We start from the raw sequence: 23,097 nt of genomic DNA, 5'->3' as shown, positions 1-23,097 counted from the left end.
CAGGCGACGCTAGTGGCCGGGCTGTCACCATGGGCGCATGACGACCCCCAAGCCGGTCGAGTGCTGGCTCACCGACATGGACGGCGTGCTGGTGCACGAGGAGCACGTCATCCCCGGGGCACCCGAGTTCATCGCGGCGTTGGAGGCGTCCGGGCGGCGGTTCCTGGTGCTCACGAACAACTCGATCTACACCCCCCGCGACCTCAAGGCCCGGTTGTCACGCAGCGGGATCGACCTGCCCGAGGAGTCCATCTGGACGTCGGCGCTGGCCACCGCGCAGTTCCTGGACGGCCAGCGGCCGGGCGGCAGCGCGTACGTGATCGGCGAGGCCGGACTGACCACGGCGCTGCACGACATCGGGTACACGCTGACCGAGCGCGACCCGGACTACGTGGTGCTCGGCGAGACCCGCACCTACTCGTTCGAGGGGATCACCCGAGCGATCCGGCTGATCGAGGCCGGCGCCCGGTTCATCGCCACCAACCCGGACGCCAGCGGCCCCTCCACCGAGGGTTCGCTGCCGGCCACCGGCTCGGTCGCCGCACTGATCACCCGGGCGACCGGCGTCGAGCCGTACTACGTGGGCAAGCCGAACCCGCTGATGATGCGCAGCGCGCTGAACCGGATCGACGCGCACTCGGAGTCCACGGTGATGATCGGCGACCGGATGGACACCGACGTCGTCAGCGGGCTGGAGGCCGGGCTCCGCACGATCCTGGTGCTGACCGGCTCGACCAAGGCCGAGGCGGTGGACCGGTTCCCGTACCGGCCGACGCGGGTGGTCGACTCGATCGCGGACGTCGTCGCGTTGGTGGAGCACTTCCAGCCGCTCGACTGAACAGCCCGCGGGGCGCAACCCGGTACCGCGCACCAGAGGCTCACCAAGGACGGCGAGCGATCACGTCGAACGTGTGCCAGTGCTTCGGGCCGATGTCGCTGGTGCCGTCCTGCTCGTCCTCGGTGAGCTCGAGGACGTCCAGCCCGGCGAACCGCGCGTCCACCTGCGCCCGCGAGTGGAAGGTCATGTCGGCGAACCGGCCGGCCCACGAGTCGCGCTCGCCGAACAGCGTGACCGCCAGCACGGCCCCAGGCTGCAGCGCGGCGCGCACGCCGTCCCACATCGCACCGAACCGGGCCGGCGGGACGTACGGCAGGCTGAAGCACGCCACGACCAGGTCCGCCTCGGGCAGCTCCGTCGTCGCCAGGTCCCCGATGATCAGGTCGAGCCGGTCGAGATAGCCCTCGGCGTTGGCCCGCACGTGGCGCTCGCTCGCCGCTGAGGCGTCGACCGCCGTCACCGACCAGCCGTGGCGCAACAGCCAGGCGGTGTCCGCGCCGTCACCGCACCCCAGGTCGACAGCCTCACCAGGTCCGCGGCCACCCTTCGTGTAGGTCGTGTGCGCCCGCAGCAGAAGCTCGCGCGGCGGCCGGTCGGTGCGGCGGGCGTAGTAGTCGCCCCAGTCGTACCCCGACCAGTCGCCGAGGTCGGCACTGTCCGTCGCGTTCGGATCCATCGGCCGACCGTACGCCGTCCCGCCTGCGCCATACGTACCCATCCGGGGCCGCCGGGCAACGAAGTGGTTGGATGCCACGTTGAGAGGTGTTCCGGGCGAGGAGGGGTCAGTGCGACTGCAGGACCAGCTCGACGGCCGCCGGATCCTGATCACCGGTGTGACCGGTTTCGTCGGTGAGGCGCTGCTCCAGCGGATGCTGACCGAGCTGCCCGGGACCCACCCGGTGGTGCTGGTCCGCCCCAAGGCAGGCCAGCCGGGACGCGACCGGATCGCGGCACTGCTCGGCAAGCCGACCTTCCAGGCCGCCGTGGATCGCGCCGGCGGCCTCGACGCCCTGCTCGACACGGTCGGCGTGATCGAGGGCGACCTGCGCAACTTGCCCGACCTGCCCAAGGACCTCGACGTGGTCGTGCACTGCGCCGGCGACGTCTCCTTCGACCCGCCGATCCACGAGGCGTTCACCACCAACGTGGTCGGCACCCATTCGCTGCTCCAGCGGGTGTTGGAGGCGAGCACGGACAAGCCGGTGCACTACGTGCACGTGTCCACCGCCTACGTGGGCGGCCGCCGCCGAGGCGCGGTGCCCGAACGTTCGGTCGCGCACGACGTCGACTGGCGGACCGAGCGGGACGCCGGGCTGCGGCTGGCCCAGCAGATCGAGGACGACTCCCGTCGCGGCGGCGTGCTGCGCAAGCTGAGCGGCGAGGCCGAGGCCGAGCACGGCCGAGCCGGACCGATCACCGCCGCGCAGGACGCCGAGCGTCGTCGTCGCGAGTGGGTCAAGAAGCACCAGCAGCAGGCCGGCGGCGAGCGCGCCCGCAGCCTGGGCTGGACCGACGTCTACACCTTCACCAAGGCGATGGGCGAGCGGGTCGTCGAGGAGCTGACCAGCGGCGCCTCAGTCGATGCGCCGGGCGCGCCGGCCATCCCGGTGAGCATCGTGCGGCCTTCGATCATCGAGTCCGCGCTGGTCTGGCCGCACCCGGGCTGGATCGAGGGCTTCAAGATGGCCGAGCCGATCATCCTGGCCTACGGCCGTGGCGAGCTGCCCGACCTCCCTGCCGCGCCGGACTCGATCGTCGACATCGTGCCGGTCGACCACGTGGTCAACGCGCTGCTCGCGGTCTGCGCCACCGACCCGGAACCGGGCAAGCCGGAGTACTTCCACGTCTCGTCCGGCGCGCGCAACCCGCTGACCTTCCGCCGGCTCTACGAGCTGGTCCGCGAGTACTTCGAGAAGCACCCGTTCGACCTCGGCGAGCGGGGCGCGGTGCCGCTGGCCACCTGGAGCTTCCCGGGCTCGCACCAGGCGGAGCGGCTGCTCAGCCAGGGCGAGACGGTGCACCGGCTGGCCGACCGGGCGCTGGGACTGCTGCCCCGCAGCGACCGGGCGCGCGAGTTCTCCCGCGACCTGGACCGCACCCGGCGCCGGCTGGAGTTCCTGCGCCGCTACCTCGACCTGTACCGCTCGTACACCCAGGTCGAGCTGCAGTTCGTCGACGACCGCACGCTCGCGCTGCACCGCGCGCTCGACCCGGCCGACCTGGAGCTGTTCGGCTTCGACACCGCGGTGGTGGACTGGACGCACTACATCCGCGACGTGCACTGCCCCAGCGTCACCGAGCCGATGCGCAAGTACGACGTGATCCGGCGCAAGCGGCAGGCGCAGGGCGAGCCCGGCCGCCGCCGGATCGACGGCGACGCCGGGGTCGAGGGCGCGCGGGTGCTCGCGGTCTTCGACATGGACGGCACCCTGTTGTCCAGCAACGTGATCGAGACGTACCTGTGGCTGCGGCTGCCCGAGCTGGACGGCGCCGGGCGGGCTCGCGAGATCGGCCGGCTGCTGCGCCGGATGCCGTCGTACGTCGGTGCCGAGCGCCGCGACCGCGGCGGCTTCCTGCGCGCGGTCTACCGCAGGTACGCCGGCGCTGACCTGCACGAGCTGGACTCCCTGGTGGACGAGGTGATCGCGCCGCACGTGCTGGAGCGGGTCAGCGGGGCGGCGCTACGGCGCGTTCGCGAGCACCAGGCGGCCGGCCACCACACGGTGCTGCTCACCGGTGCGATCCGCCCGCTGACCAGGCCGTTGGCGCCGCTGTTCGACCACATCGTGGCCGCCGAGCTCGCGGTGGACGAGCGAGGGCGGGCGACCGGTTACCTGGCCTCGCCACCGCTGGTCGGCGAGTCCCGGGCGGCCTGGCTGGTGCGCTACGCCGAGGTCAACGGCTTCGACCTCTCCCGCTCGTTCGGCTACGCGGACAGTCACTCCGACCTGCCGTTGCTGCGCGCGGTCGGGCGTCCCACGGCGGTCTCGCCCGACGTCCCGCTGTTCCGGGCCGCGCGGGCGGCGCGCTGGCCGGTCGAGACGTGGCGGACGCCGTCCGCGACCTCGCGCGGCCGGGTGCCGGACGTCCAGCACGACACGACGGGGGTGGGGCTGCCGTGATGCTGGCGCTGGAGATGTTCCGGTCGATCCCGCGGTTCGCGGCGGCCAAGGTCAGCGGGGGACGGATGCCCGGCCTGCTGGTCGGGCCGATGGCGCCGTTGCGGCTGGTGACCCGCGACGAGCCGGCGGTCCGACGTCCGGGGTGGGCCCAGGTGCGGCCGCTGCTGTCCGGGATCTGCGGGTCCGACCTGGGCGCGATCACCGGGCAGACCTCGCTGTACTTCTCGGCGCTGGTCTCGATGCCGTTCGTCCCCGGGCACGAGATCGTCGGCGAGCTCGCGCAGGACTGCGAGGACCTGCCCCGCGGGACCCGGGTGGTCGTCGACCCGGTGCTGGCCTGCGCGGCTCGCGGCGTCGAGCCGTGCGAGCCGTGCCGGACCGGCCGGACGAACCTGTGCAACCACGTGACCGTCGGCCACCTCTCCCCCGGGCTGCAGACCGGCTTCTGCCAGGACACCGGCGGCGGCTGGGGTGAGCGGCTGACCGTGCACCGCTCGCAGCTGCACGTCGTGCCTGACGCCCTGTCCGACGAGCGCGCGGTGCTGGTCGAGCCGCTGGCCTGCGCCGTGCAGCTGGCCCGCCGGGCACAGGTGCCGGCCGGTGGATCGGTGCTGGTCTCCGGTGCGGGCGCGGTGGGGCTGTTCGCGGTCCTGGCGCTGCGCGAGCTGACCGACGCGGGCCGGATCACGGTGATCGCCAAGCACGGTCGGCAGGCCGAGCTGGCGCGCGCGTTCGGCGCCAGCGACGTCGCGGCGCCGGACGAGGCGATGCGCGCAGTCCGCCGCACGACACGGGCGCTTCGCGTTGCGCCGCAAGGACTTCCGGCCCCTGCGGCGCGGCTCAGCAGCGCCAGCGAGATGCTGCTCGGCGGGGTGGACGTCGCGATCGACGCGGTCGGGTCGACGTCGTCCTTGGACACCGTGCTGCGCTCCACCAAGGCCGGCGGGCGGGTGGTGCTGTCCGGCATGCCGGCCGGTGCGGACCTGTCCCCCGCGTGGTTCCGCGAGCTCGAGGTGGCCGGTACGTACGCGTCCGCCGGTGACGCGTTCGAGGTCGCCATCGGGCTGGCCGGCCGAGCACCGATGGACGGCGTGGTCGGGGGCCGGTATCCGCTGCACCGCTGGCGCGAGGCGCTGGACCACGCCCAGTCGGCCGGCCGGCTCGGTGCCGTCAAGGTCTGCTTCGACGTCCGGAGCCGCGCATGAGCTCTGGACAGATCCGTTCCCAGGCAAGGAGAAGCTCGTGACCCGCCCCGGTTTCGTCCTGGAGGTCGACGACCGCACCCCGCCGCTCGTCGTCCACGAGGGAGAAGGCTTCCGGCTGGAGACCTTCCCGCGCGGTACGCGCGTCGTCTACCCGCCGGAGGCGATGCCGGGCATCCGGGACGTGGACGGCGCGATCCGCCGCGCGCTGCTCGAGCCCGTGGGCAGCGACCCGCTGCCCACGCTGCTGCACGCCGGGATGCGGCTGACCATCGCGTTCGACGACATCTCGCTGCCGCTGCCGCCGATGGTCAAGCCGGACATCCGGCAACGGATCATCGAGCAGGTGCTCACCATGGCCGCCGCGGCGGGCGTGGACGACGTCGAGATCATCTCGGCGAACGCGTTGCACCGCAGGCTCACCCCGGCCGAGCTGAAGGACATCGTCGGCGAGCGGGTGTTCCGTTCGTTCTTCCCGCAGGGCGCGCTGTACAACCACGACGCCGAGGACAAGTCGAACCTGCTGCACGTCGGGCAGACCGACCGCGGCGAGGACGTCGAGATCAACCGCCGCGCGGCCGAGTCGGACCTGCTGATCTACGTCAACGTGAACCTCGTCGCGATGGACGGCGGCCACAAGTCGGTGCCGATCGGGCTGGCGTCGTACAAGTCGCTGCGGCACCACCACAACAGCCACACCATGGTGCACTCGCGCTCGTTCATGGACCACACCAAGTCCGCGATGCACCACAGCGCCTGGCGAATGGGCCGGATGCTGGCCGACCACCTGAAGATCTTCACCATCGAGACCACCCTGAACAACAACGTCTTCCCCTCCAGCTACAAGTTCCTGATGAAGCGCGAGTGGGAATGGGGCATCAAGGACCAGGCCTCGATGCTGGCCGCCCGACGTGGCTTGGCCGTGGCCCCGAAGGGCGTGCGGCACAACATGTTCCACGGAATGCGCGCGCCGTACGGGCTGACCGGGGTGAACGCCGGTGAGACCGAGGCCGTGCACGAGCTGACCGTGGCGAGGGTGCACGAGCAGCAGATGGTCGAGGTGCAGGGCCAGAGCGACGTGCTCGTGCTGGGCGTGCCCTACCTCGGCCCGTACAACGTGAACTCGATCATGAACCCGATCCTGGCCACCTGCATGGGGCTCGGCTACTACTTCAACAGCTACCGGGGCCAGCCCGTCGTCCGCAAGGGCGGCGCGGTGATCCTGTACCACCCGGTCGAAGAGGACTTCAACCAGCTCCACCACCCGTCGTACGTGGACTTCTACGAAGAGGTGCTGACCACGTCCACCGAACCGTCGGTGATCGAGGCGAAGTTCGAGGAGCAGTACGCCACCGACCCCTGGTACATCCACCTGTACCGAACCTCGCACGCCTACCACGGCGTCCACCCGTTCTACATGTGGTACTGGGCGGCGCACGCGATGGACCACGTCGGCGACGTGATCTGGGTCGGCGCCAACCGGCGCGCCGTCGAGCGGATGGGGTTCCGGGCGGCGTCCTCGCTGCAGGATGCGCTCGAGATGGCGTCCGGCACCGTGGGCCGGTCGCCGTCCATCACCTACCTGCGCAACCCACCGCACCTGATCGCGGACGTGCGATGACCGGGCCGGTGCTGCACGTCACCCGGCACGTGCTGTCCGGGCAGCTGCTGCGCGGCGCCCGGCAGGACCTGAAGATGGTCTCGCGCGGGTGGCGGTGGGGACGACGCTCGATGGTGCCGCGCTCCGCCGAACCGTTCGTACCGCCGCAGCAGAGCGAGCCGTTCCCGACTGCATGGGCGCGGACGCCGGCCGCAGTCGTTGCGCGAGAGGGCATCCAGAAGCTCGCCCTGGCACCTCTGCTGCGTCGCGAGATCACCCCCACCGTGCACGGGCTCGACGTGCTGGACCGGATGGCTGGCCCGGTGATCTTCGTGGCCAACCACACCTCCCACCTGGACACCCCGCTGATCCTCTGCTCGCTGCCGGACCGCTGGCGGCGTCGCACCGCGGTGGCCGCGGCGGCCGACTACTTCTTCGACACGTGGTGGCGCGCAACGAGTTCGGCGATGGTGTTCAACACGTTTCCGATCGAGCGTCGCTCAGGCTCGCTGTCCTCGACGCCGGGCGACCTGCTGGACGACGGCTGGTCGGTCGTCGTGTTCCCCGAGGGTACCCGCTCACCGGACGGCTGGACGCGCCAGTTCCGGCACGGCGCAGCGTTCCTGTCGGTACAGCACCGGGTGCCGGTGGTGCCCATCGCGATCCGCGGCTCGTTCGCCGCGATGCCCCGCGGCCGTGGGTGGCCGGTGCCAGGACGACCACCGGTGACCCTGCGGTTCGGCGCACCGCTGCGCGCAGTGGACGGCGAGGGGCCCCGTGAGCTCGGAGCTCGGATCGAAGGCGCCGTGGCGCAGCTGATGGACGAGGACGAGACCTCCTGGTGGGACGCCACCCGGCGGGCGGCCCGCGGGGAGTCGCCGGCCACCTCCGGTCCGGACGCCGCCCGGTGGCGCCGGGTGTGGACGCAGACCGCGGCACCCGCCGTCCGCTCGCACCGCAAGGTCTGGTCCCGCTGACTGGACCGCGCTCTATGTCGCGGCGCAACGCCACTACGAACCTATTGGAGTAACGGCACGCCGTGACATCACCCAGGGCCACCTTTCGGAGGTGACGGGTGGCCATCAGCCGACTGCGTGGCGGGTGATCCAGGTGTGCATGGCGATCGCGGCCGCCGCCCCGGCGTTGATCGACCTGGTGGACCCGAACTGCGCGATCGACAGGACGACGTCGCAGCCGGCGTGAGCCGCCGCGGACAGCCCGGGACCTTCCTGACCGAACAGGAGCACGCACTCACGGGGCAAGGGGTACCCCTCCAGCGGGACGGCACCGGGCAGGTTGTCGATGCCGACCAACGGCAGCCGCCGCTCGTGCGCCCAGCCGAGCAGGTCCGCGACGTCGTCGTGGTGGGTCAGGTGCTGGTAGCGGTCGGTGACCATCGCGCCGCGCCGGTTCCAGCGGCGACGGCCGACCACGTGCACCTGCTCGGCCAGAAACGCGTTCGCGGTGCGCACCACCGAGCCGATGTTGAAGTCATGCTGCCAGTTCTCGACCGCGACGTGGAAGGGGTGCCGGCGCGAGTCCAGGTCCGCGACGATCGCCGAGACCTTCCAGTACCGGTAGCGGTCGACGACGTTGCGGGCGTCGCCCTCGGTGAGCAGCTGAGGGTCGAGCCGCTCGTCGTCCGGCCACGGCCCCACCCAGGGTCCGACCCCGATCTCCACCGATTCCACCCAGTGAGCGTAGGGGCGCCGGGGTGCGGCCATCTACGCTGGTCCGCGTGATGCATGCACTCGGCCCGGCGTGGCTCGACCCCCAGCACCTGATCGACACCTATGCCCTGCCCGGCACGCTGCTGGTGGTGTTCATCGAGTGCGGGCTCTTCTTCTTCCTGCTGCCCGGTGACTCGCTGCTGTTCACCATCGGCCTGCTGATCTCCAACGGCACGCTGCACAAGTCGCTCGTCGTGGTGCTGCCCCTGCTGTTCGTCGCGGCCTTCGCGGGCAGCATGTGCGGGTACGAGATCGGCCGAGCCGTCGGCCCGCGGATCGTCGGGGAGAACTCCCGGCTGATCAGGCAGAAACACGTCGACCAGACGCACGCCTTCTTCGAGCGCTACGGCGCGCGGGCCCTGATCATCGGCCGGTTCGTGCCGATCGTGCGCACCTTCATCACGCTGATCGCCGGGGTCAGCCAGCTGGACCGGCGAAAGTTCTACTCGTACAGCGCGATCGGCGCGGCACTGTGGGTCGTCATCATGACGTTGGCCGGGTACTTCCTGGGCACCATCGACTTCGTCTCGAACAACATCGAGGCCATCGCCGTGCTGATCGCGGTGGTCTCGGTGGTCCCGATCGGGCTCGAGTACCTGCGCCACCGACGTGGCGAGCGGTCAGGCTCGACCAGTTGAGCCTGGTCAACTGAATCGGACACCTGACCTGATTTGCGCCCTAGGCGCGGCGGCCGCGCAGTTCTATCTTGATCTGCATCGGCAGGGAAGGTGAGGCCATCATGCATCTCCACAACCCTCTCTCGAAGAAGTCGCGGGCGGCCCGTCGCGAGCGCAGGATCCAGCGCCGGCACAGGGACATCGCCTCGCGGATAAACATCACCGGTGACAACGCCTTGGGCGCGCCGTACAACATCCGCAGCGACGGACGGCCCTAGCCGGTCAGCTTCTTCTGCTCGGCCGCGATCGGGATGATCGGTCGGGTATCGCTGTCGCGCAACGCCTTGAACACGATGTCCGCCTGGTCCTGGTCCCACAGCACGACCGAGCCGGCGCCGGGTCGGTTCGCGGTGCCCGAGATCGGCACGGTCAGCGAGAGGCCGTCACCACCGGCGGCGGACTTCATGCCGAGCAGGAAGCGCAGCAGCGCGACCGGGCCGGTGTGCTTGTCGATGGTCAGCGTCGCGGCACCGCTGGAAGCCAGTGGGAAGGCCGCGAACGGATTCACCAGCGTCGTCGGCTTGCTGGACTTGGCGACGATCGCGCCGAGCACCTCGCGCTGACGCTCCACCCGGCCCAGGTCGCCGCGGGGGTCAGAGTGCCGAGCCCGCGCGTAGCCGAGTGCGACCGCGCCGTTCGCCTGCTGGCAGCCCTTCTTGATGTTCAGGCCGGCGTCCTTGTCCTTCATGTCGCGCTTGGGGCAGATCTGCACGCCGCCGACGGCGTCCACGATCGAGGCGAACCCGCCGAGGCCGATCTCGGCGTAGTCGTCGATCTGCACGCCGGTCGCCTTCTCGATCGTCTCGGCGAGCAGCTTGGGGCCGCCGAACGCGTACGCCGCGTTGATCTTGTTCATGCCGTGCCCGGGGATCGAGACGTAGCTGTCCCGCGGGATGCTCATCAGGACGTTCGGCCCGCCGTTGGCCGGCAGGTGCAGCAGCATGATCGTGTCGGTGCGCTGGCCGAAGTCGCCGCCGGTGTGCAGGGCTCTGCGCTGGGCCTTGGTCAGCCCCTTGCGCGAGTCGGAGCCGACCACGAGATAGGTGCGTCCCGGCGTCGCCGCGGTGTTGGCGGGCAGGGCGTCGACCCGGCCCAGGTGCCGCCACGCGACGAAGAACAGGGCGATCGGGTAGACGATCAGCGCGAGCACCACGACCAGCACGATCGGCTTCCAGCCGATACGCCGGCGCTTGCGGTCGGTCCTGGGCGACGGCTGCAGGCCGGAACCTGCGCCGTCTGGCTCGCGCGGAGTGCGCGGCGCGGTTGGGCGGACGTACGGCGGGTCGCTGGGCGGGCGCGCGCCGGGAGCCTGGACGCCGTGACCGGGCGGCGCGTCGGGGGCGCGCGAACCACTCGTGCCCGGTGAGCTGCGGATCACCCGGGTCGGGTCGTCGCCGGGTCGCTGGTCCGCCATGTCGACAGGCTAGGCGATCGGCCAGCAGGCGCCCGCGTAGCGATGTGAAGGCAGCGTGGTGACTCGGGGGTGACCCTGCGGGCGCGGGTGCGGGCGCGGGTGCGGGCGCGGGTGCGGGCGCGGGTGCGGGCGTGGGCGTGGGCGCGGCCAGCGCGTCGTGATCACGACCCGCTCGCCGCACCCATCGCCGCACGCTCTGCGGGCTCGACCATACCGGTGGCAGCCGGGGCTGCGACGTCCCGCAGCGGCAGCACCCGCAGGGCGAGCCACCCGACGACTGCGAGCGCCAGGGAGCCGAACAGGACGAACGACGGCGCCGCCCCCAGCGCGGTACCGGCCAGTCCACCGAGGGCGAGCGCCACGATGGAGCAGGCCCGGGACCCGCCGTTGAGCGCAGCACCGACCCGGCCTCGGACGGCGTCCGGCACCCGCGTGAAGACCAGCGTCCCGGTGCTGGTGTTCAGCGCCCCGTTGGCGACACCGAGCGTGCTGTAGACGACACCGAGCAGCACCACCGAGGGCACCAGGCCGGCGAGCAGCAGCCCCACACTTTGCACGGCGGCGGCGACCACGATCACCACGACCCGCCGAGGCGTGCGCCGGATGCGACCGGCCAGCAGCGAGCCGACAACAATGCCGGCGGTGGTCACCGCACCGATCAGGCCGTACTGCACGGACGAGCCGCGCAGATGGTCGCGGATCAGGAAGACCTCGACGACATTCGTGGCCTCACCGACCACGACGTAGGCGAACAGCGCGACGAAGATCGGCCAGAGCAGGCGGTCGGCGCGGATCACCCGCAGACCGTCCAGCGCCCGAGCCGGCTCGGCAGTGCGCAGTGCGGCGTCGTGCCGGCCGGCCCGGCGGGTGCGCACCAGGAGGGCAGCGACGACGAGCGCGACGAAGCTCGCGGCGTCCACCAGCAGGGGCAGCCGCTGACCGCCGATCCCGCTGAGCAGACCACCGATGGGGGCGCCCGCGCCCGCGGCCAGGGTGGCCAGCGCCTGGGTGGCACCGATGGCCTGCCCGAGCTCGGCCTCGCCGACGATCCGCGGCACCAGCGCCTGCCAGGTTGGGTTGACCACCGCCTGCCCGGCCTGCAGCGCCATGACCAGCAGATACACGCCCCACAGCGGCGCGGTGAAGGCGAGTCCGACGCAGACCACGACCTGGAGCAGCGACGCAGACACCAGCAGCAACCGGGAGTCGACCCGGTCGGCCAGCCCGCCGGCGACCGGGGCGAGTAGCACGGTCGGGACGGCGGCGCTGATCAGCAGCAGCATGACGCCGCGAGCGCCGGCACCGAGGTCGTGCACGTGCAGCATCAGGGCGACCAGGGCGATCTCGTCGCCGAGGATGCTCAGGGCCCGGGCCGGGGCCGCGATGCGCAGGTCGCGGTGCCGCCAGACCGAGGTGCTCAGGTTCTGAAAGAGTCGCTTCATATATTTGAAGGTATTGCTTCACATCGTCGATCGCAACCCCGTAGGCTTGGGCCGTGGACACTGACCCGCACGCACCGGTGCGCGAAGGCGACCGCATCGTCCTGACCGATCCGCGAGCGCTGCGCGCCCTGGCGCACCCGGCACGCACCGCCGTCCTGGACGAGCTCTACCAGGGCAAGGTGAGCACCTCGAGCCAGCTGGCCGAGCTGACCGGCCTGACGCCGAGCGCCATGAGCTACCACCTGCGCGCTCTGGAGAAGTGGGGCATCGTCGTCCGCGCCGAGTCGGTTGACGGTCGCGAGCGTCCGTGGAAGGCGGCCGCCAAGGGGTTCTCGCTGTCCGGACCCGATGCCGGCCAGGCCGCTACGGACGTCGTCGTCGGCCTCTACCTGGAGCGCCTGGGTCGCGACCTCGCTGCCTGGCGGCGCGCCGAGCCCGCGCAGGGCGAGTGGGCGGACACCTCGCAGGTGAGCCGCGGCTTCCCGTGGCTCACCGAGGACGAGCTTCGGGAGGTGAACAAGGCGGTCGAGACAGTGCTGGAGCCGTACTTCCGCCGCGACCTGACACACCACCCCGAGCGCAGCCGTCGCGTCGCCTACTTCTTCGCCACCGCGCCGCTGGTCGAGGGCGAGCCGGACGGCGAGGGCTGAGCGCGTGAGCGAGTGGCTCAGCGCGCTCTTTCACCCCGACCTGGCCGGCTACACAGCGTTCGGGCTGTACGTCGTCCTGTTCGGGCTGATCTTCATCGAGACCGGCCTGCTGGTCGGGTTCTTCCTGCCCGGCGACACGGTGCTGTTCACCGCCGGACTGCTGGCAGCGCACCCGGGCTCGCCGCTGTCGCTGCCAGCGCTGGTGGTTGGGGTCGCGGCCGCTGCCGTGCTCGGTGACGCCGTCGCGTACTTGTGCGGACGTCGCCTCGGGCGACCCTGGGTCGAGCGCCGAGCCGGACGCTTGGCGCGGCACCTGCCACAGACCGAGGCGTTCTTCGAGCGGTGGGGCTGGTCGGCCGTGGTGGTCGCCCGGTTCATCCCGTGGTTGCGCACGTTCACCCCGATCGTGGCCGGCACCGCCGCGATGCCGTACCCGAGATTCCTGGGCGCGAACGTGGTGGGCGCGCTGCTGTGGGGGTCCGGCCTGGTCCTGACCGGCTATGTCGCCTACTCGGTGCCGTGGGTTCGCTACGCGGCCTACGCGATCGCGCTGGCGTCGATCCTGACCTCGATCATCGGGCCGCTCGTCGTCCGCCGTCGACGCTCGACCCGGCCGGCGGCGGCCCCCGCGCCGCCGGGCAGCTGAGCCGTCAGGCGGTCGGCGGGGTCTGCTGCGGCGCGGCGGGCGGCGTGGTCGTGGTCGTGGTGCCGAACGAAACCTGCGGGGCCTGGCGAACCTGCCCGTCCTCGACCTCGAAGTACTCGGCCGTCTTGATGCCGAACATGCCGGCCACGATGTTGGACGGCACGGTCTCGACCTTGGTGTTCAGCGCGCGCACGTTGGCGTTGTAGAACCGCCGGGACGCCGCGACGCGGTCCTCGGTATCGCTGAGGTCGCGCTGCAGCTGCAGGAAGTTCTGGTTGGCCTTCAGGTCCGGGTAAGCCTCGGCGACGGCGAACAGCCGTCCCAGGGCCTGGGTCAGGACGTTCTCCTGCTGCGCCTGTTGGGCGGGCGACGCACCGGGCGCTGCAGCCGCGGCGCGCGCCGCGGTCACCTCGTCGAGGGTGCCCCGCTCGTGCGCGGCGTAGCCCTTGACGGTCTCGACCAGGTTGGGGATCAGGTCGTGCCGCCGGTTGAGCTCGACGTCGATCTGCCGCCAGGACTCCTGGACGACGTTGCGTAGCTTGATCAGCCCGTTGTAGAGGCCGACGAAGACCAGTACGAGGACGACGACGATCGCGATGACGACCAGCGCGACGATAAGACCCGACATGACAGTTCCCTCCCGAAGGCGCAGCGCGATGCTACCCGTCACTGCGACGCTCGGTGCGGCGCCACGGTTCCCGATCGGGTTTTCGAGACCGCGGGCCCGTTTTCGAGACCTCGGGTCCGTTCAGTCGTCGGTGCCGGTCGGGGCGAGCAGACCGAGGCCGATCCCCAGCATCCAGACGTCCTTGCTCAGGGCGATGCCGTCGCGGGTCGGCCACACGCTTCCCTCCTGTCGCACTCCCGGGGTGCGCAGGTACATCGTGACGAGCCCGCCGGAGAACGCCGTGAGCGCCAAGCCCGCGATCCGACGCCTGATGAACGGCGCCAGCAGAAGGCCGCCGACCGACAGCTCGCTGATGGACAGGGCCTTCATGAAGCGGTCGGCGGGCATCGTGCGCAGGAACGGGAAGGCGCCGGACGCCATGCCGTGCAGTCCCTTTGCGCGGTCCGGATCGGGAGCCCACTTCTCGATGCCCGCGTGCAGGATGTAGGCGCCGGTCGCCACGCGGCCCGGCAGATCACGAAGCTCCATCGCCACTCCCATGGGTCGATCGTCACGCCGTTCCCTGCCGTGCGCGCGGCGAAACGGGAAAGGTCGGGTGGCCCGTGCCAGATCGGCACCGATGTGCCAGATCGGCACACCCGGGCCAGTCCTTCCCGCGCGCTGCGCCCGAGCCGAAGGTGCGCTACCTGTGGGAGCGACAGGGCCGCTGTGGCGATGACGCGAGCTGCCCGGCGGCGGCCTCGACCTGCACACGCGGGAAGCAGCGTGGGTACCGCTACCTCGTCATCGGCCGCCGTCTTGGAGCAGACGGCCAACCCGTACCCGGACCGGCGGACATCACCACCACGGAGTGCGTGTACCCGCAGACGGTGGTCCCGGCGTCCGCGGTGCAGGCGGTGGCCGCCCAGCACCTGCGCCGCCACCTGACCCGCCCCACCATCACCGTGGCCCCACCCGGGGGACGCACCCTGGTCAACATCCCCACCCTGTACTCCGCCGCCGACCTGGACCCCATCACCTTGCCGATCACCACCCCGGTCCCCGGCCAGATCACCGCCACCCCCACCTACACCTGGCACTTCCCCGACGCCAGCACCGCCCACGGCCCCGGCACCCCCTACGACCCCGCCATCAGCCCCACCCAGCACCCCGAGCACTACCTGCACACCATCTACCGCACCGCCGGCACCAAACAGACCACCCTGACCCTGACCTGGCAGGTCACCTTCACCCTGCAGAACATCCTGGACGTCCCCCTACAACCCATCACCACCACCGCGACCAACACCACCACCGCCCTGACCGCCCACAACGTCCTGATCGACCACACCGGCTAGCGTCAGCACCATGACCGTCCCGTCGCGCTGGCCCGACGACCCCGAGCACTCGCAGTGGTACATCGAGCGGTTCCGCAAGCTCGCCGCGGACGGCGTCGACCTGGCCGGCGAGGCGCGGCTGGTCGACGCGATGCTCCCCCGCGGATCGCGGGTGCTGGACGCCGGCTGCGGCGAAGGCCGGGTGGGCGGCGAGCTCGCAGCGCGCGGGCACGACGTCGTCGGGGTCGACGCCGACCCCCGGCTGATCGCCTCGGCCGGGGAGCATCGACCTGGGCCGACCTGGCTGGTCGCGGACCTCGCCGCGCTGGGCCTGGCCGAGCTCGGGCAGCCGCAGCCGTTCGACGCCTGTGTGATGGCCGGCAACGTCATGACGTTCCTGGGCGAGGGAACCGAGCGGGCGGTGCTGACCGGGCTGCACGCGCACCTGAAGCCGGACGGGTTCGCAGTCGTCGGGTTCGGAACCGGTCGCGGCTACGAGCTCGACCAGTTCGACACCGATCTCGCGGCGGCCGGGTTCACGCTGGAGCACCGGTTCGCGACCTGGGACCTACGCCCGTTCGCGCCGACGTCCGACTTCGCGGTGACCGTGCTGCGTCGTCCCGGCGACTAGCGGCGCCGACCGACGCTGGTCAGACCTGCTGCGGGTCGAAGCCGCGGTCGAGCCAGACGAACCTCGGCACGCCCGCCAGCAGGTCCGCGACCAGCCGCAGGCCCTCGTCGACGAAGGCCGACTCCAGCTGACCGGGCCGGGTCACGACCGCCCAACCGTCGGCAAGCCGCAGCGACGCGTCCGGGTGGGCGAGCAGGCGTTGCACCGTTCGGGGGTTGAGCAGGTCGACCGCGAGTTTCGCCTCGTCCGCCGTCACCCGGTAGCGGCGGTTGAAGTCGGCGTGCTCGATCTCGATGTCCTGGCCGCCGAAGGCACGCACGATCCGGTCGCCGATGCCCTGCCGTCGGATCTCCACCCGGCCGAGCGGTCTGGGCAGCTGCGCACCCAGCACCTTGAACGCATGGTCCCGCCGCTGCTGCGTCGTGCTCGTGTTCCCGTTCGCGTCCGTGGTGGTGACCGTCTCGTAGGTGGCGAAGCGGTAGGTGAACGCCACCTGCCGCTGTTCGCCGACCAGTCGGTCGCAGACGTCGTCCGCATGCCGATCGCTGCCGTGCCCGAACGGCGAACCGGCGAAGACCGCCAGCCAACGGTCGTCGCGCATCGGCGACGTCCAGCCACCGGCCTGGGCGAACGCCTTGAGCGAACGCTGCCGGGCGTTCTCTCGCTTGATGCCGAGCACCAGCACGAGGACGAAGCCACCGATCAGAAGCGCGCCAATCAGCGCGGCCACCAGGATCCCGATGCTCATCTGCCCTTGACCTCGCCCAGGCCCGGCCGGTACCGGGCGACTGGTTCAGTCTGACGCGTCGCCGCGCCCGACGGGGGCCGTTCGCCACACAGCGCCTGGACGTCGGCGAGCTCTCCCAGGCGGCCCGATCTACAGACCGAGCTCGGCCTTGCCGTACGCGAACAGGTAGTCCAGCCCGGCCTCGCGGACCTTCTCGGCCGCACCGGTGTCCCGGTCCACGATCACGGCGACGGCGACGACGTCCGCACCAGCCTCGCGCAGTGCCTCGACCGCGGTGAGCGCGGAACCGCCGGTGGTCGAGGTGTCCTCGACGGCCAGCACGCGACGTCCCGCGATGTCCGGACCTTCGATCTGCCGCTGCAGCCCGTGCGCCTTGCCCTCCTTGCGCACGACGAACGCGTCCAGCTCGCGGCCGCGCGCCGCGGCCGCGTGCAACATGGCGGTGGCGACCGGGTCAGCACCCATGGTCAGCCCGCCGACCGCGTCGAACTCGAGGTCGGCGACGAGGTCGAGCATGACCTGGCCGACCAGCGGTGCGGCGGCGCCGTCCAGGGTGATCCGCCGCAGGTCGACGTAGTAGTCGGCCTCCTTGCCGCTGGAAAGAATGACCTTGCCGCGAACGACCGCGGTGTCGGTGATGTGCTGGAGGAGGGCTTCGCGAGGTGTCGTCACAGGTCCGCAGGCTATCTGCCCGGCTTCTCCTGACGAAGATGGGGCATGCGGCGTCGGCCCGGCGCCCCGGCTGCGTCAGGTGAGCGGGGCCGTCGTTCGGCCGGCGAGGTCAGCTGCTCGCGCGACGGGCCTGGATCGTGCTGGATGCCTTGCGCACCAACGACCGCGGCGCGTGCCGGGACAGGAACGAGACGGTCTTGAACCGCTTGCTCGGGATGCTCACCACCCGGCCGCGGGCCAGGTCGGCGAGCCCGGCGGAAACCACGTCGTCGACGTCCAGCCAGCCGGCCTCGGGCAGCTTGGACATGTTGATCCGGCCACGCTCGTGGAACTCGGTGCGCACGAAGCCCGGGCACAGCGCCATCACCCGCACGCCCCTGGGGCCGAGCTCCGCGGCGAGCGCCTCGCTGAACGTGGTCTCCCACGCCTTGACCGCCGAGTAGGTGCCCATCACCGCGAAGCCGGCCACGGACGACACGTTCAGGATCGCCCCCTGACCGCGCCCGGCCATCACCTCGGCGGCCGCATGACTGAGCACCAGGACGGCACGGCAGTGGATGTCGAGCAGCCGCTCCTGCGCCGCGACGTCCCCGCGCAGGAAGCCGTGCCCGAGGCCGAACCCCGCGTTGTTGACCAGCAGGTCTAGCGGCCGCTCGGGATCGCCAACGCGGTCGGCGACGCGCTGCAGGTCGGAGCGGTCGGTCAGGTCCGCCGAGATCGTCTCGACCTTGCGTCCGAAGACCGTCCGCACCTCTTCCGCGACCTCGTCGAGGCGCTCCTGGCCACGCGCCACGAGCACCAGGTCGTACCCGTCGGCCGCGAGGTGCCGCACGAACGAGTGGCCGATCCCGGCCGTCGCGCCGGTGACGAGTGCGGTGCCCATGGACGACGACCCTAGCTGTCGGAGCCGCCCGGTAGGTTCTGCTGCGTGCGTATCGCAACCTGGAACGTGAACTCCATCCGAGCCCGAGTCGACCGCGTCGCCGGCTGGCTCGAGCGGGCCGACGTGGACGTGCTCGCCATGCAAGAGACGAAGTGCCGCGACGACCAGTTTCCCGAGATGCCCTTCATGGCACTCGGGTACGAGGTGGCACACGTCGGCCACTCGCAGTGGAACGGTGTCGCCGTCGTCTCCCGGGTCGGCCTGGCGGATGTCGAGATCGGCTTCCCCGGTCAGCCGGGCTGGGGTGAGCCGCTTGCTGCCGAGGCCCGGGCCATCGCGGCGACCTGCAACGGCGTGCGGGTGTGGAGCCTGTACGTGCCGAACGGGCGCGAGCTGGGCGACCCGCACCTGGACTACAAGCTGGACTGGCTGGCCCACCTGCGCGAAGCGGGCACCCAGTGGCTGACCGACGACCCGGGCGCGCAGGTCGTGCTGGCCGGCGACTGGAACGTCGCGCCGCGCGACGAGGACGTCTGGGACATGGCGAAGTTCGAACACAGCACGCACGTCTCGCCGCCGGAGCGGGCGGCTTTCCAGGCCGTCGTGGACGCCGGGTACGCCGACGTCGCCCGGTCGTTCACCGAGGGCCAGTTCACGTACTGGGACTACACGCAGCTGCGCTTCCCCCGCAAGGAGGGGATGCGGATCGACTTCGCGCTGGCCTCCCCCGCCCTGGCGGCGCGGGTCACCGGCGCCGAGATCGTCCGCGAAGAGCGCAAGGGCAAGGGCGCCAGCGACCACGCGCCGGTCGTTCTCGAGATCGACTGAGCGTCTCCGCGACTGAGCGGCTCCGCGACTGAGCGGCTCCGCGACTGAGCTCGCCGGGACGAAGGTCGCCAGCCCGGTCAGCCCGGTCAGCTCGGTGAGCTGGTCAGCAGCCCCGGCCACAGGGCCTGCATCACCAGCTCCGCCGCGAGCTGGGCGCTGACCTGCGACTCCTTGCCCGAACGCCACACCGCGACCCGCTCGCACGCCCCGGTGACCACCTCGGCGCGCAGCTGCAGGGCCAGCGGTCCGACGTCGCTGCCGCCAGGCATCGAGCCGAGCAGGGCCTGCGTGTAGTCGCTCTGCTGCCGTCGGATCTCCTCGATCTCACCCGCTCCCGGGCCGGCATGCAGCATCGCCTCAGACTGCAGCACCGCCCAGGCCGCCGCGTGCTCGTCGACGAACTCGAAGAACGCCAGGACGGCACGCAGCATGACCTCCCGCGGCTCGCCACCGGCGGCGACCGCGGCCAGGGTCTTGTCATGCAACTGCTGCCGGCTGCGGGCCAGGCAGGCGCCGAGCAGGCCGTCCTTGCTGCCGAAGTACTCGTAGAGCATCGGCTTGGTGACCCCGACCCGGCCGGCGATCTCGTCCATCGACGTCGCCTGGTAGCCCCGAGCGGCGAACACCGCCTCCGCGACCTCGAGCATCTGCTGCTCGCGCTCGGCACGTGGCACACGTCGCCTGGTGGGGGCCTTCACAGCCGCAGCCTACCTCGGGTAACTTACCTCGGGTAAGAAGCCCGGGGACGATGAACGGAGTACCGGTGGCCACAGGTGCAGGAACGCCCTCCGAGCACGCAGCCGTGCAGGTAGGAGCCGCCGCGGTGAGCAGCCGCACCACGGTGCTCGCCGCGGACGGCGCCCGGCTTGCCGCGTGGGTGCGCCAGCCGAACACGCCGCTGCCGCCGGATGCGCCCACCGTCGTCCTGGCGCACGGCTGGACGCTGAACCACACCGCGTGGGACCGCGTCACGGACCAGCTGGTCCAGCGCCTGCCGGTGCGGGTGGTCAGCTACGACCAGCGCGGGCACGGCCAGTCCGGCCGGCACGGTCCGCACCAGCGGCACCATCGCGCGAGCGTGCACGAGCTCGGTGACGACCTGCACGCCGTGATCAGCGCGGTGGCGCCGCACGGCCCGCTGGTGCTGGGCGGCCACTCGATGGGCGGGATGACCGTGATGGCGTTCGCGGGCGGGCACCCGGACGTGGTCCGGCAGCGAGTACGCGGCGCCCTGCTGGTCAGCACGTCCGCCGGTGACCTGCGCGGCCTCGGCCGCCGCGGCGAGGTGGGGCTGATGCGGACGCTCGCCCACGTCCCGCTGCTGCGCGCCGGACGAGCCATCACGGCGAAGGGGCAGCGCGAGTTGTTGTTCGGCGACGAGGCCAACCCTGGCGACGTCGAGGCCACCAGGTCCATGGTGGGAGGCATGAAGCTGTCCGCGCTCGGGGCCTACTACGAGGCGCTCGGCAGGCACGACGAGGTCGACGCGCTGGCCGAGCTGGCCGACGTCCCGACCCGGGTGCTGGTCGGCGAGCGCGACCGGCTCACCCCGGTCTCCCACGCTCGCCGGCTCGGCGAGCTGCTGCCGGACGCCGAGGTCGTCGTGCTGCCGCGGCTGGGGCACATGCTGGGCTTCGAGGCGACTGACGTGGTCACCGAGCACCTGTGCTCGCTGGTTGAGGCGCCGTGATGGGCGGCGTGCACGACGCCGTCGTGATCGGCTCCGGCTTCGGCGGGCTAGCCGCGGCGATCGAGCTGCGCCGGGCCGGCGTCCAGGACGTCGTCCTGCTGGAGAAGGCGGACGACCTGGGCGGCACCTGGCGGGACAACCGCTACCCCGGGTGCGCGTGTGACGTCCCCTCGCACCTGTACTCGTTCTCGTTCGCGCCGTCCGCGCAGTGGTCGCGAGCCTTCGCCCAGCAACCGGAGATCTGGGACTACCTGCGGCGGGTGGCAGCCGACTTCGGTGTGGCAGAGCGGATCCGGTACGGCGAGGAGCTGGTCGAGGCGACGTACGAGGCTGGCACCTGGCGGCTGCGCACCGCGCGCGGGACCACTCTCGAGACGCGGTCGCTCGTGCTGGCCACCGGCGCGCTGTCCGAGCCGGCGATCCCCGACCTGCCCGGCCTGGACTCGTTCCGCGGCCAGGTGTTCCACACCGCCAGCTGGCCGCAGGACGACACGGCCGCCATCGACGGACTGCGGGTCGCCGTCGTCGGTACCGGGGCCAGTGCGGTGCAGGCGGTGCCGCAGCTCGCGCCGCGGGCCTCGCACCTGACCGTGCTGCAGCGGACGCCGTCCTGGATCCTGCCCAAGGGCGACCGGGAGATCGGCCGTCGCGAGCGGGACTGGCTGGAGCGGCTTCCCGCGCTCAACTGGCTAGTCCGGGCAGGCGTCTACTGGCGCAACGAGTCCCGCGTGCTCGCCTTCACGTCCAAGCCCGGAGTGATGAAGCTGCTGGAGCGCATCGGGCTCTACCACCTGCGCAAGCAGGTGCAGGACCCGGCGGTGCGCGCCGCGTTGACGCCGGCCTACCGGATGGGCTGCAAGCGCATCCTGATCAGCAACGACTACCTGCCGACGTTCAACCGCCCGGACGTCACCCTGGTCACCGACGCCATCGAGCGGATCGAGCCCGATGCCGTGGTGACCGCAGACGGACGGCGGCACGAGGTCGACACGCTGGTGATGAGTACCGGCTTCGCGGTGACCGAGCCGTACCAGCACCTCACGGTGACCGGGCCCGGCGGCCGCACGCTGCGCGAGGCCTGGTCGCAAGGAATGCAGGCGCACCTGGGTGTCACCGTCGCCGGCTTCCCGAACCTGTTCTTGGTCGTCGGGCCGAACTCCGGACTCGGCCACAACTCGATGATCTTCATGATCGAGGCGCAGACCCGCTACCTGGCCCAGTGCATCGTGCTGCGGGACAACGCCGGCGCCCGTTCCATCGGTGTGCCGCAACAGGTCCAGGACCGGTTCAACGCCGAGCTCGCCGAGCGCAACAAGCACACGGTCTGGGCGACCGGCTGCCACAGCTGGTACCTGGACAGGTTCGGCAACAACCGGACGCTGTGGCCGGCCTCGACCATCAACTTCTGGCGCCGCACCCGGCGGGTCGACCCGCGACACGTCGTCCTGGATCCCGATCTCGGGTCGGCCGAACCCGCTGCACCGCAGGAGGTCTCGGCGTGAGGCGGCAGGTCGCGCTGGTCACGGGCGGCGCGTCCGGCATCGGCCGGGCGCTGGCCGCGGCACTGTCCGCACGGGGCCACGACGTGGTCGTCGCGGACGTCGACGGTCCCGCCGCCAAGGCCGCCGCCGACACCCTCGGCGCACAGGCCGTGGAGCTCGATGTCACCGACCGGGCCGCGTTCGCGGACGTCGTCCGCTCGGTGTCCGGGGAGCACGGCTCGCTGGACCTGCTGTTCAACAACGCCGGAATCGGCGTCGGCGGACTGGTCGACGAGCTCGGCGACGAGCACTGGGACCGTTGTCTCGCAGTGAACCTGCACGGTGTCGTGCACGGGGTGCAGGCCGCGGTGCCGGTGATGACGGCGCAGGGCAGCGGGCACATCGTGAACACCGCGTCGATGGCCGGCCTGATGACCGTGCCGATGATGCTTCCCTACACCACCACCAAGCACGCAGTGGTCGCGCTCAGCCGCGCGTTGCGGGCCGAGCTCAAGCCGGTCGGCGTGCGGGTCACCGCGGTCTGCCCGGGGTTCATCGCGACCCCGCTGCTGGACAACCTGAACCCGGGCATGGCGGCCAACGACGCCACCCGTAGCGTCCGGCAGAGCGCGGCGCTGCTGCAGCCTCGGGGGCTGCCCGGCCCCGACGAGCTGGCCGAGGCCGTGCTGCGCGGACTGGCCAAGGACAAGGCGCTGATCGTGTTCCCGCGCGCCCAGTGGGGCGTCGTCGCGGCGCAGCGCTGGGCGCCTGCCTTGGTGGACCGGATGATCGACCAGCAGGTGCGCGCCTACCGCGCCCGTCGCACTGCTCCCTGAGGCTTGCTCAGCTCAGACCGCTCCTGCGGGCGCCTGCAGCGGGTTGAGCTGAGTAATGCGGGC

25 protein-coding genes are annotated in these 23,097 nt (G+C 71.5%); 15 read left to right on the top strand and 10 right to left on the bottom strand.

The window, feature by feature from the left end; genetic code table 11:
- The first annotated feature begins 37 nt into the window (after positions 1–37).
- Entirely contained in the window at positions 38–838 is an 801-nt protein-coding gene (locus tag ACPPVT_RS01470) for an HAD-IIA family hydrolase (RefSeq protein ID WP_426564782.1), read from the top strand.
- Between the two features lie 40 nt (positions 839–878).
- Here the strand turns inward: ACPPVT_RS01470 and ACPPVT_RS01465 are convergent, their stop codons facing one another.
- Positions 879–1,514 (bottom strand): class I SAM-dependent methyltransferase, encoded by a 636-nt coding sequence (locus ACPPVT_RS01465; protein WP_426564780.1) that lies wholly within the window; start codon positions 1,512–1,514, stop codon positions 879–881.
- 109 nt (positions 1,515–1,623) lie between these two features.
- Between ACPPVT_RS01465 and ACPPVT_RS01460 the strand changes: the two genes are divergently transcribed.
- The 4 genes from ACPPVT_RS01460 to ACPPVT_RS01445 are packed head-to-tail and all read left to right on the top strand — an operon-like array spanning position 1,624 to position 7,739.
- Positions 1,624–3,960, top strand: a complete 2,337-nt coding sequence (locus tag ACPPVT_RS01460; protein ID WP_426564778.1) for an SDR family oxidoreductase — start codon at positions 1,624–1,626, stop codon at positions 3,958–3,960.
- Positions 3,960–5,165, top strand: a complete 1,206-nt coding sequence (locus ACPPVT_RS01455) for a zinc-dependent alcohol dehydrogenase (protein WP_426567025.1) — start codon at positions 3,960–3,962, stop codon at positions 5,163–5,165. Before ACPPVT_RS01460 ends, ACPPVT_RS01455 begins: the two co-directional genes overlap by 1 nt.
- Positions 5,166–5,202: 37 nt before the next feature.
- Positions 5,203–6,783 carry a lactate racemase domain-containing protein gene (locus ACPPVT_RS01450; protein ID WP_426564776.1) on the top strand — a complete coding sequence of 527 codons (1,581 nt, stop codon included), beginning with the start codon at positions 5,203–5,205 and terminating at the stop codon, positions 6,781–6,783.
- Positions 6,780–7,739, top strand: a complete 960-nt coding sequence (locus ACPPVT_RS01445) for a lysophospholipid acyltransferase family protein (protein WP_426564774.1) — start codon at positions 6,780–6,782, stop codon at positions 7,737–7,739. Before ACPPVT_RS01450 ends, ACPPVT_RS01445 begins: the two co-directional genes overlap by 4 nt.
- Positions 7,740–7,844: 105 nt before the next feature.
- On the opposite strand, the gene ACPPVT_RS01440 is transcribed toward ACPPVT_RS01445, so the two are convergent.
- Positions 7,845–8,453 carry a TrmH family RNA methyltransferase gene (locus tag ACPPVT_RS01440; RefSeq protein ID WP_426564772.1) on the bottom strand — a complete coding sequence of 203 codons (609 nt, stop codon included), beginning with the start codon at positions 8,451–8,453 and terminating at the stop codon, positions 7,845–7,847.
- 50 nt (positions 8,454–8,503) lie between these two features.
- Here ACPPVT_RS01440 and ACPPVT_RS01435 point away from each other — a divergent pair, with 50 nt between their 5' ends.
- Both ACPPVT_RS01435 and ACPPVT_RS01430 read left to right on the top strand, forming a co-directional pair.
- A complete protein-coding gene (locus ACPPVT_RS01435; protein ID WP_426567024.1) occupies positions 8,504–9,130 on the top strand; it encodes a DedA family protein in 627 nt (208 codons plus the stop codon).
- A gap of 101 nt (positions 9,131–9,231) precedes the next feature.
- The gene (locus tag ACPPVT_RS01430; RefSeq protein WP_426564770.1) at positions 9,232–9,387 is read left to right on the top strand and encodes a hypothetical protein; all 156 of its coding nucleotides are present in this window, start codon (positions 9,232–9,234) and stop codon (positions 9,385–9,387) included.
- Here ACPPVT_RS01430 and ACPPVT_RS01425 read toward each other — a convergent pair.
- Both ACPPVT_RS01425 and ACPPVT_RS01420 read right to left on the bottom strand, forming a co-directional pair.
- Positions 9,384–10,583, bottom strand: coding sequence for an LCP family protein (locus tag ACPPVT_RS01425; RefSeq protein WP_426564768.1), 1,200 nt, complete (start codon positions 10,581–10,583; stop codon positions 9,384–9,386). The genes ACPPVT_RS01430 and ACPPVT_RS01425 overlap by 4 nt on opposite strands.
- A gap of 161 nt (positions 10,584–10,744) precedes the next feature.
- The gene (locus tag ACPPVT_RS01420; protein ID WP_426564766.1) at positions 10,745–12,025 is read right to left on the bottom strand and encodes an MFS transporter; all 1,281 of its coding nucleotides are present in this window, start codon (positions 12,023–12,025) and stop codon (positions 10,745–10,747) included.
- A gap of 53 nt (positions 12,026–12,078) precedes the next feature.
- On the opposite strand from ACPPVT_RS01420, the gene ACPPVT_RS01415 reads away from it, so the two are divergent.
- Both ACPPVT_RS01415 and ACPPVT_RS01410 read left to right on the top strand, forming a co-directional pair.
- Positions 12,079–12,675, top strand: a complete 597-nt coding sequence (locus tag ACPPVT_RS01415) for an ArsR/SmtB family transcription factor (protein WP_426564764.1) — start codon at positions 12,079–12,081, stop codon at positions 12,673–12,675.
- Positions 12,676–12,679: 4 nt separating this feature from the next.
- On the top strand, positions 12,680–13,321 hold the full coding sequence (locus tag ACPPVT_RS01410) for a DedA family protein (protein ID WP_426564762.1): 642 nt from the start codon (positions 12,680–12,682) through the stop codon (positions 13,319–13,321).
- A 4-nt stretch (positions 13,322–13,325) separates the two neighbouring features.
- Here the strand turns inward: ACPPVT_RS01410 and ACPPVT_RS01405 are convergent, their stop codons facing one another.
- Both ACPPVT_RS01405 and ACPPVT_RS01400 read right to left on the bottom strand, forming a co-directional pair.
- Entirely contained in the window at positions 13,326–13,949 is a 624-nt protein-coding gene (locus ACPPVT_RS01405) for a LemA family protein (RefSeq protein WP_426564760.1), read from the bottom strand.
- 120 nt (positions 13,950–14,069) lie between these two features.
- Entirely contained in the window at positions 14,070–14,477 is a 408-nt protein-coding gene (locus tag ACPPVT_RS01400; protein ID WP_426564758.1) for a hypothetical protein, read from the bottom strand.
- 326 nt (positions 14,478–14,803) lie between these two features.
- On the opposite strand from ACPPVT_RS01400, the gene ACPPVT_RS01395 reads away from it, so the two are divergent.
- Positions 14,804–15,286 (top strand): hypothetical protein, encoded by a 483-nt coding sequence (locus ACPPVT_RS01395; protein WP_426564756.1) that lies wholly within the window; start codon positions 14,804–14,806, stop codon positions 15,284–15,286.
- 10 nt (positions 15,287–15,296) lie between these two features.
- A complete protein-coding gene (locus ACPPVT_RS01390; protein ID WP_426564754.1) occupies positions 15,297–15,896 on the top strand; it encodes a class I SAM-dependent DNA methyltransferase in 600 nt (199 codons plus the stop codon).
- Between the two features lie 19 nt (positions 15,897–15,915).
- Here ACPPVT_RS01390 and ACPPVT_RS01385 read toward each other — a convergent pair whose 3' ends face one another.
- From ACPPVT_RS01385 to ACPPVT_RS01375, 3 genes are all read right to left on the bottom strand, one after another.
- Positions 15,916–16,644: a hypothetical protein gene (locus ACPPVT_RS01385; RefSeq protein ID WP_426564752.1), complete on the bottom strand. Its 729-nt coding sequence runs from the start codon at positions 16,642–16,644 to the stop codon at positions 15,916–15,918.
- A 129-nt stretch (positions 16,645–16,773) separates the two neighbouring features.
- Positions 16,774–17,316: an orotate phosphoribosyltransferase gene (gene pyrE / locus ACPPVT_RS01380; protein WP_426564750.1), complete on the bottom strand. Its 543-nt coding sequence runs from the start codon at positions 17,314–17,316 to the stop codon at positions 16,774–16,776.
- Between the two features lie 109 nt (positions 17,317–17,425).
- On the bottom strand, positions 17,426–18,199 hold the full coding sequence (locus tag ACPPVT_RS01375; protein ID WP_426564748.1) for an SDR family NAD(P)-dependent oxidoreductase: 774 nt from the start codon (positions 18,197–18,199) through the stop codon (positions 17,426–17,428).
- Between the two features lie 45 nt (positions 18,200–18,244).
- Here ACPPVT_RS01375 and ACPPVT_RS01370 point away from each other — a divergent pair, with 45 nt between their 5' ends.
- Positions 18,245–19,027 (top strand): exodeoxyribonuclease III, encoded by a 783-nt coding sequence (locus ACPPVT_RS01370; protein ID WP_426564746.1) that lies wholly within the window; start codon positions 18,245–18,247, stop codon positions 19,025–19,027.
- Between the two features lie 86 nt (positions 19,028–19,113).
- Here the strand turns inward: ACPPVT_RS01370 and ACPPVT_RS01365 are convergent, their stop codons facing one another.
- Positions 19,114–19,725, bottom strand: coding sequence for a TetR/AcrR family transcriptional regulator (locus tag ACPPVT_RS01365; protein ID WP_426564744.1), 612 nt, complete (start codon positions 19,723–19,725; stop codon positions 19,114–19,116).
- A 65-nt stretch (positions 19,726–19,790) separates the two neighbouring features.
- Between ACPPVT_RS01365 and ACPPVT_RS01360 the strand changes: the two genes are divergently transcribed.
- From ACPPVT_RS01360 to ACPPVT_RS01350, 3 genes are read left to right on the top strand one after another with little or no spacing between them, the layout of a single operon-like run.
- Positions 19,791–20,717: an alpha/beta fold hydrolase gene (locus ACPPVT_RS01360; protein ID WP_426564742.1), complete on the top strand. Its 927-nt coding sequence runs from the start codon at positions 19,791–19,793 to the stop codon at positions 20,715–20,717.
- Positions 20,717–22,219: a flavin-containing monooxygenase gene (locus tag ACPPVT_RS01355; protein ID WP_426564740.1), complete on the top strand. Its 1,503-nt coding sequence runs from the start codon at positions 20,717–20,719 to the stop codon at positions 22,217–22,219. Before ACPPVT_RS01360 ends, ACPPVT_RS01355 begins: the two co-directional genes overlap by 1 nt.
- Positions 22,216–23,034, top strand: coding sequence for an SDR family NAD(P)-dependent oxidoreductase (locus ACPPVT_RS01350; protein ID WP_426564739.1), 819 nt, complete (start codon positions 22,216–22,218; stop codon positions 23,032–23,034). Before ACPPVT_RS01355 ends, ACPPVT_RS01350 begins: the two co-directional genes overlap by 4 nt.
- Positions 23,035–23,097 lie beyond the last annotated feature (63 nt).

The sequence above is a fragment of the Angustibacter sp. McL0619 genome, from assembly GCF_049994355.1.
Lineage (GTDB): Bacteria > Actinomycetota > Actinomycetes > Actinomycetales > Angustibacteraceae > Angustibacter.
This window is presented reverse-complemented; position numbering and strand designations above follow the sequence as displayed.

Coding starts and splice junctions, on each gene's coding strand:
- ACPPVT_RS01390 (WP_426564754.1), top strand. CDS start 15,297: ATGACCGTCCCGTCGCGCTGGCCCGACGACCCCGAGCACTCGCAGTGG.
- ACPPVT_RS01445 (WP_426564774.1), top strand. CDS start 6,780: ATGACCGGGCCGGTGCTGCACGTCACCCGGCACGTGCTGTCCGGGCAG.
- ACPPVT_RS01425 (WP_426564768.1), bottom strand. CDS start 10,583: ATGGCGGACCAGCGACCCGGCGACGACCCGACCCGGGTGATCCGCAGC.
- ACPPVT_RS01470 (WP_426564782.1), top strand. CDS start 38: ATGACGACCCCCAAGCCGGTCGAGTGCTGGCTCACCGACATGGACGGC.
- ACPPVT_RS01455 (WP_426567025.1), top strand. CDS start 3,960: ATGCTGGCGCTGGAGATGTTCCGGTCGATCCCGCGGTTCGCGGCGGCC.
- ACPPVT_RS01435 (WP_426567024.1), top strand. CDS start 8,504: ATGCATGCACTCGGCCCGGCGTGGCTCGACCCCCAGCACCTGATCGAC.
- ACPPVT_RS01355 (WP_426564740.1), top strand. CDS start 20,717: ATGGGCGGCGTGCACGACGCCGTCGTGATCGGCTCCGGCTTCGGCGGG.
- ACPPVT_RS01430 (WP_426564770.1), top strand. CDS start 9,232: ATGCATCTCCACAACCCTCTCTCGAAGAAGTCGCGGGCGGCCCGTCGC.
- ACPPVT_RS01385 (WP_426564752.1), bottom strand. CDS start 16,644: ATGAGCATCGGGATCCTGGTGGCCGCGCTGATTGGCGCGCTTCTGATC.
- ACPPVT_RS01400 (WP_426564758.1), bottom strand. CDS start 14,477: ATGGAGCTTCGTGATCTGCCGGGCCGCGTGGCGACCGGCGCCTACATC.
- ACPPVT_RS01375 (WP_426564748.1), bottom strand. CDS start 18,199: ATGGGCACCGCACTCGTCACCGGCGCGACGGCCGGGATCGGCCACTCG.
- ACPPVT_RS01405 (WP_426564760.1), bottom strand. CDS start 13,949: ATGTCGGGTCTTATCGTCGCGCTGGTCGTCATCGCGATCGTCGTCGTC.
- ACPPVT_RS01465 (WP_426564780.1), bottom strand. CDS start 1,514: ATGGATCCGAACGCGACGGACAGTGCCGACCTCGGCGACTGGTCGGGG.
- ACPPVT_RS01420 (WP_426564766.1), bottom strand. CDS start 12,025: ATGAAGCGACTCTTTCAGAACCTGAGCACCTCGGTCTGGCGGCACCGC.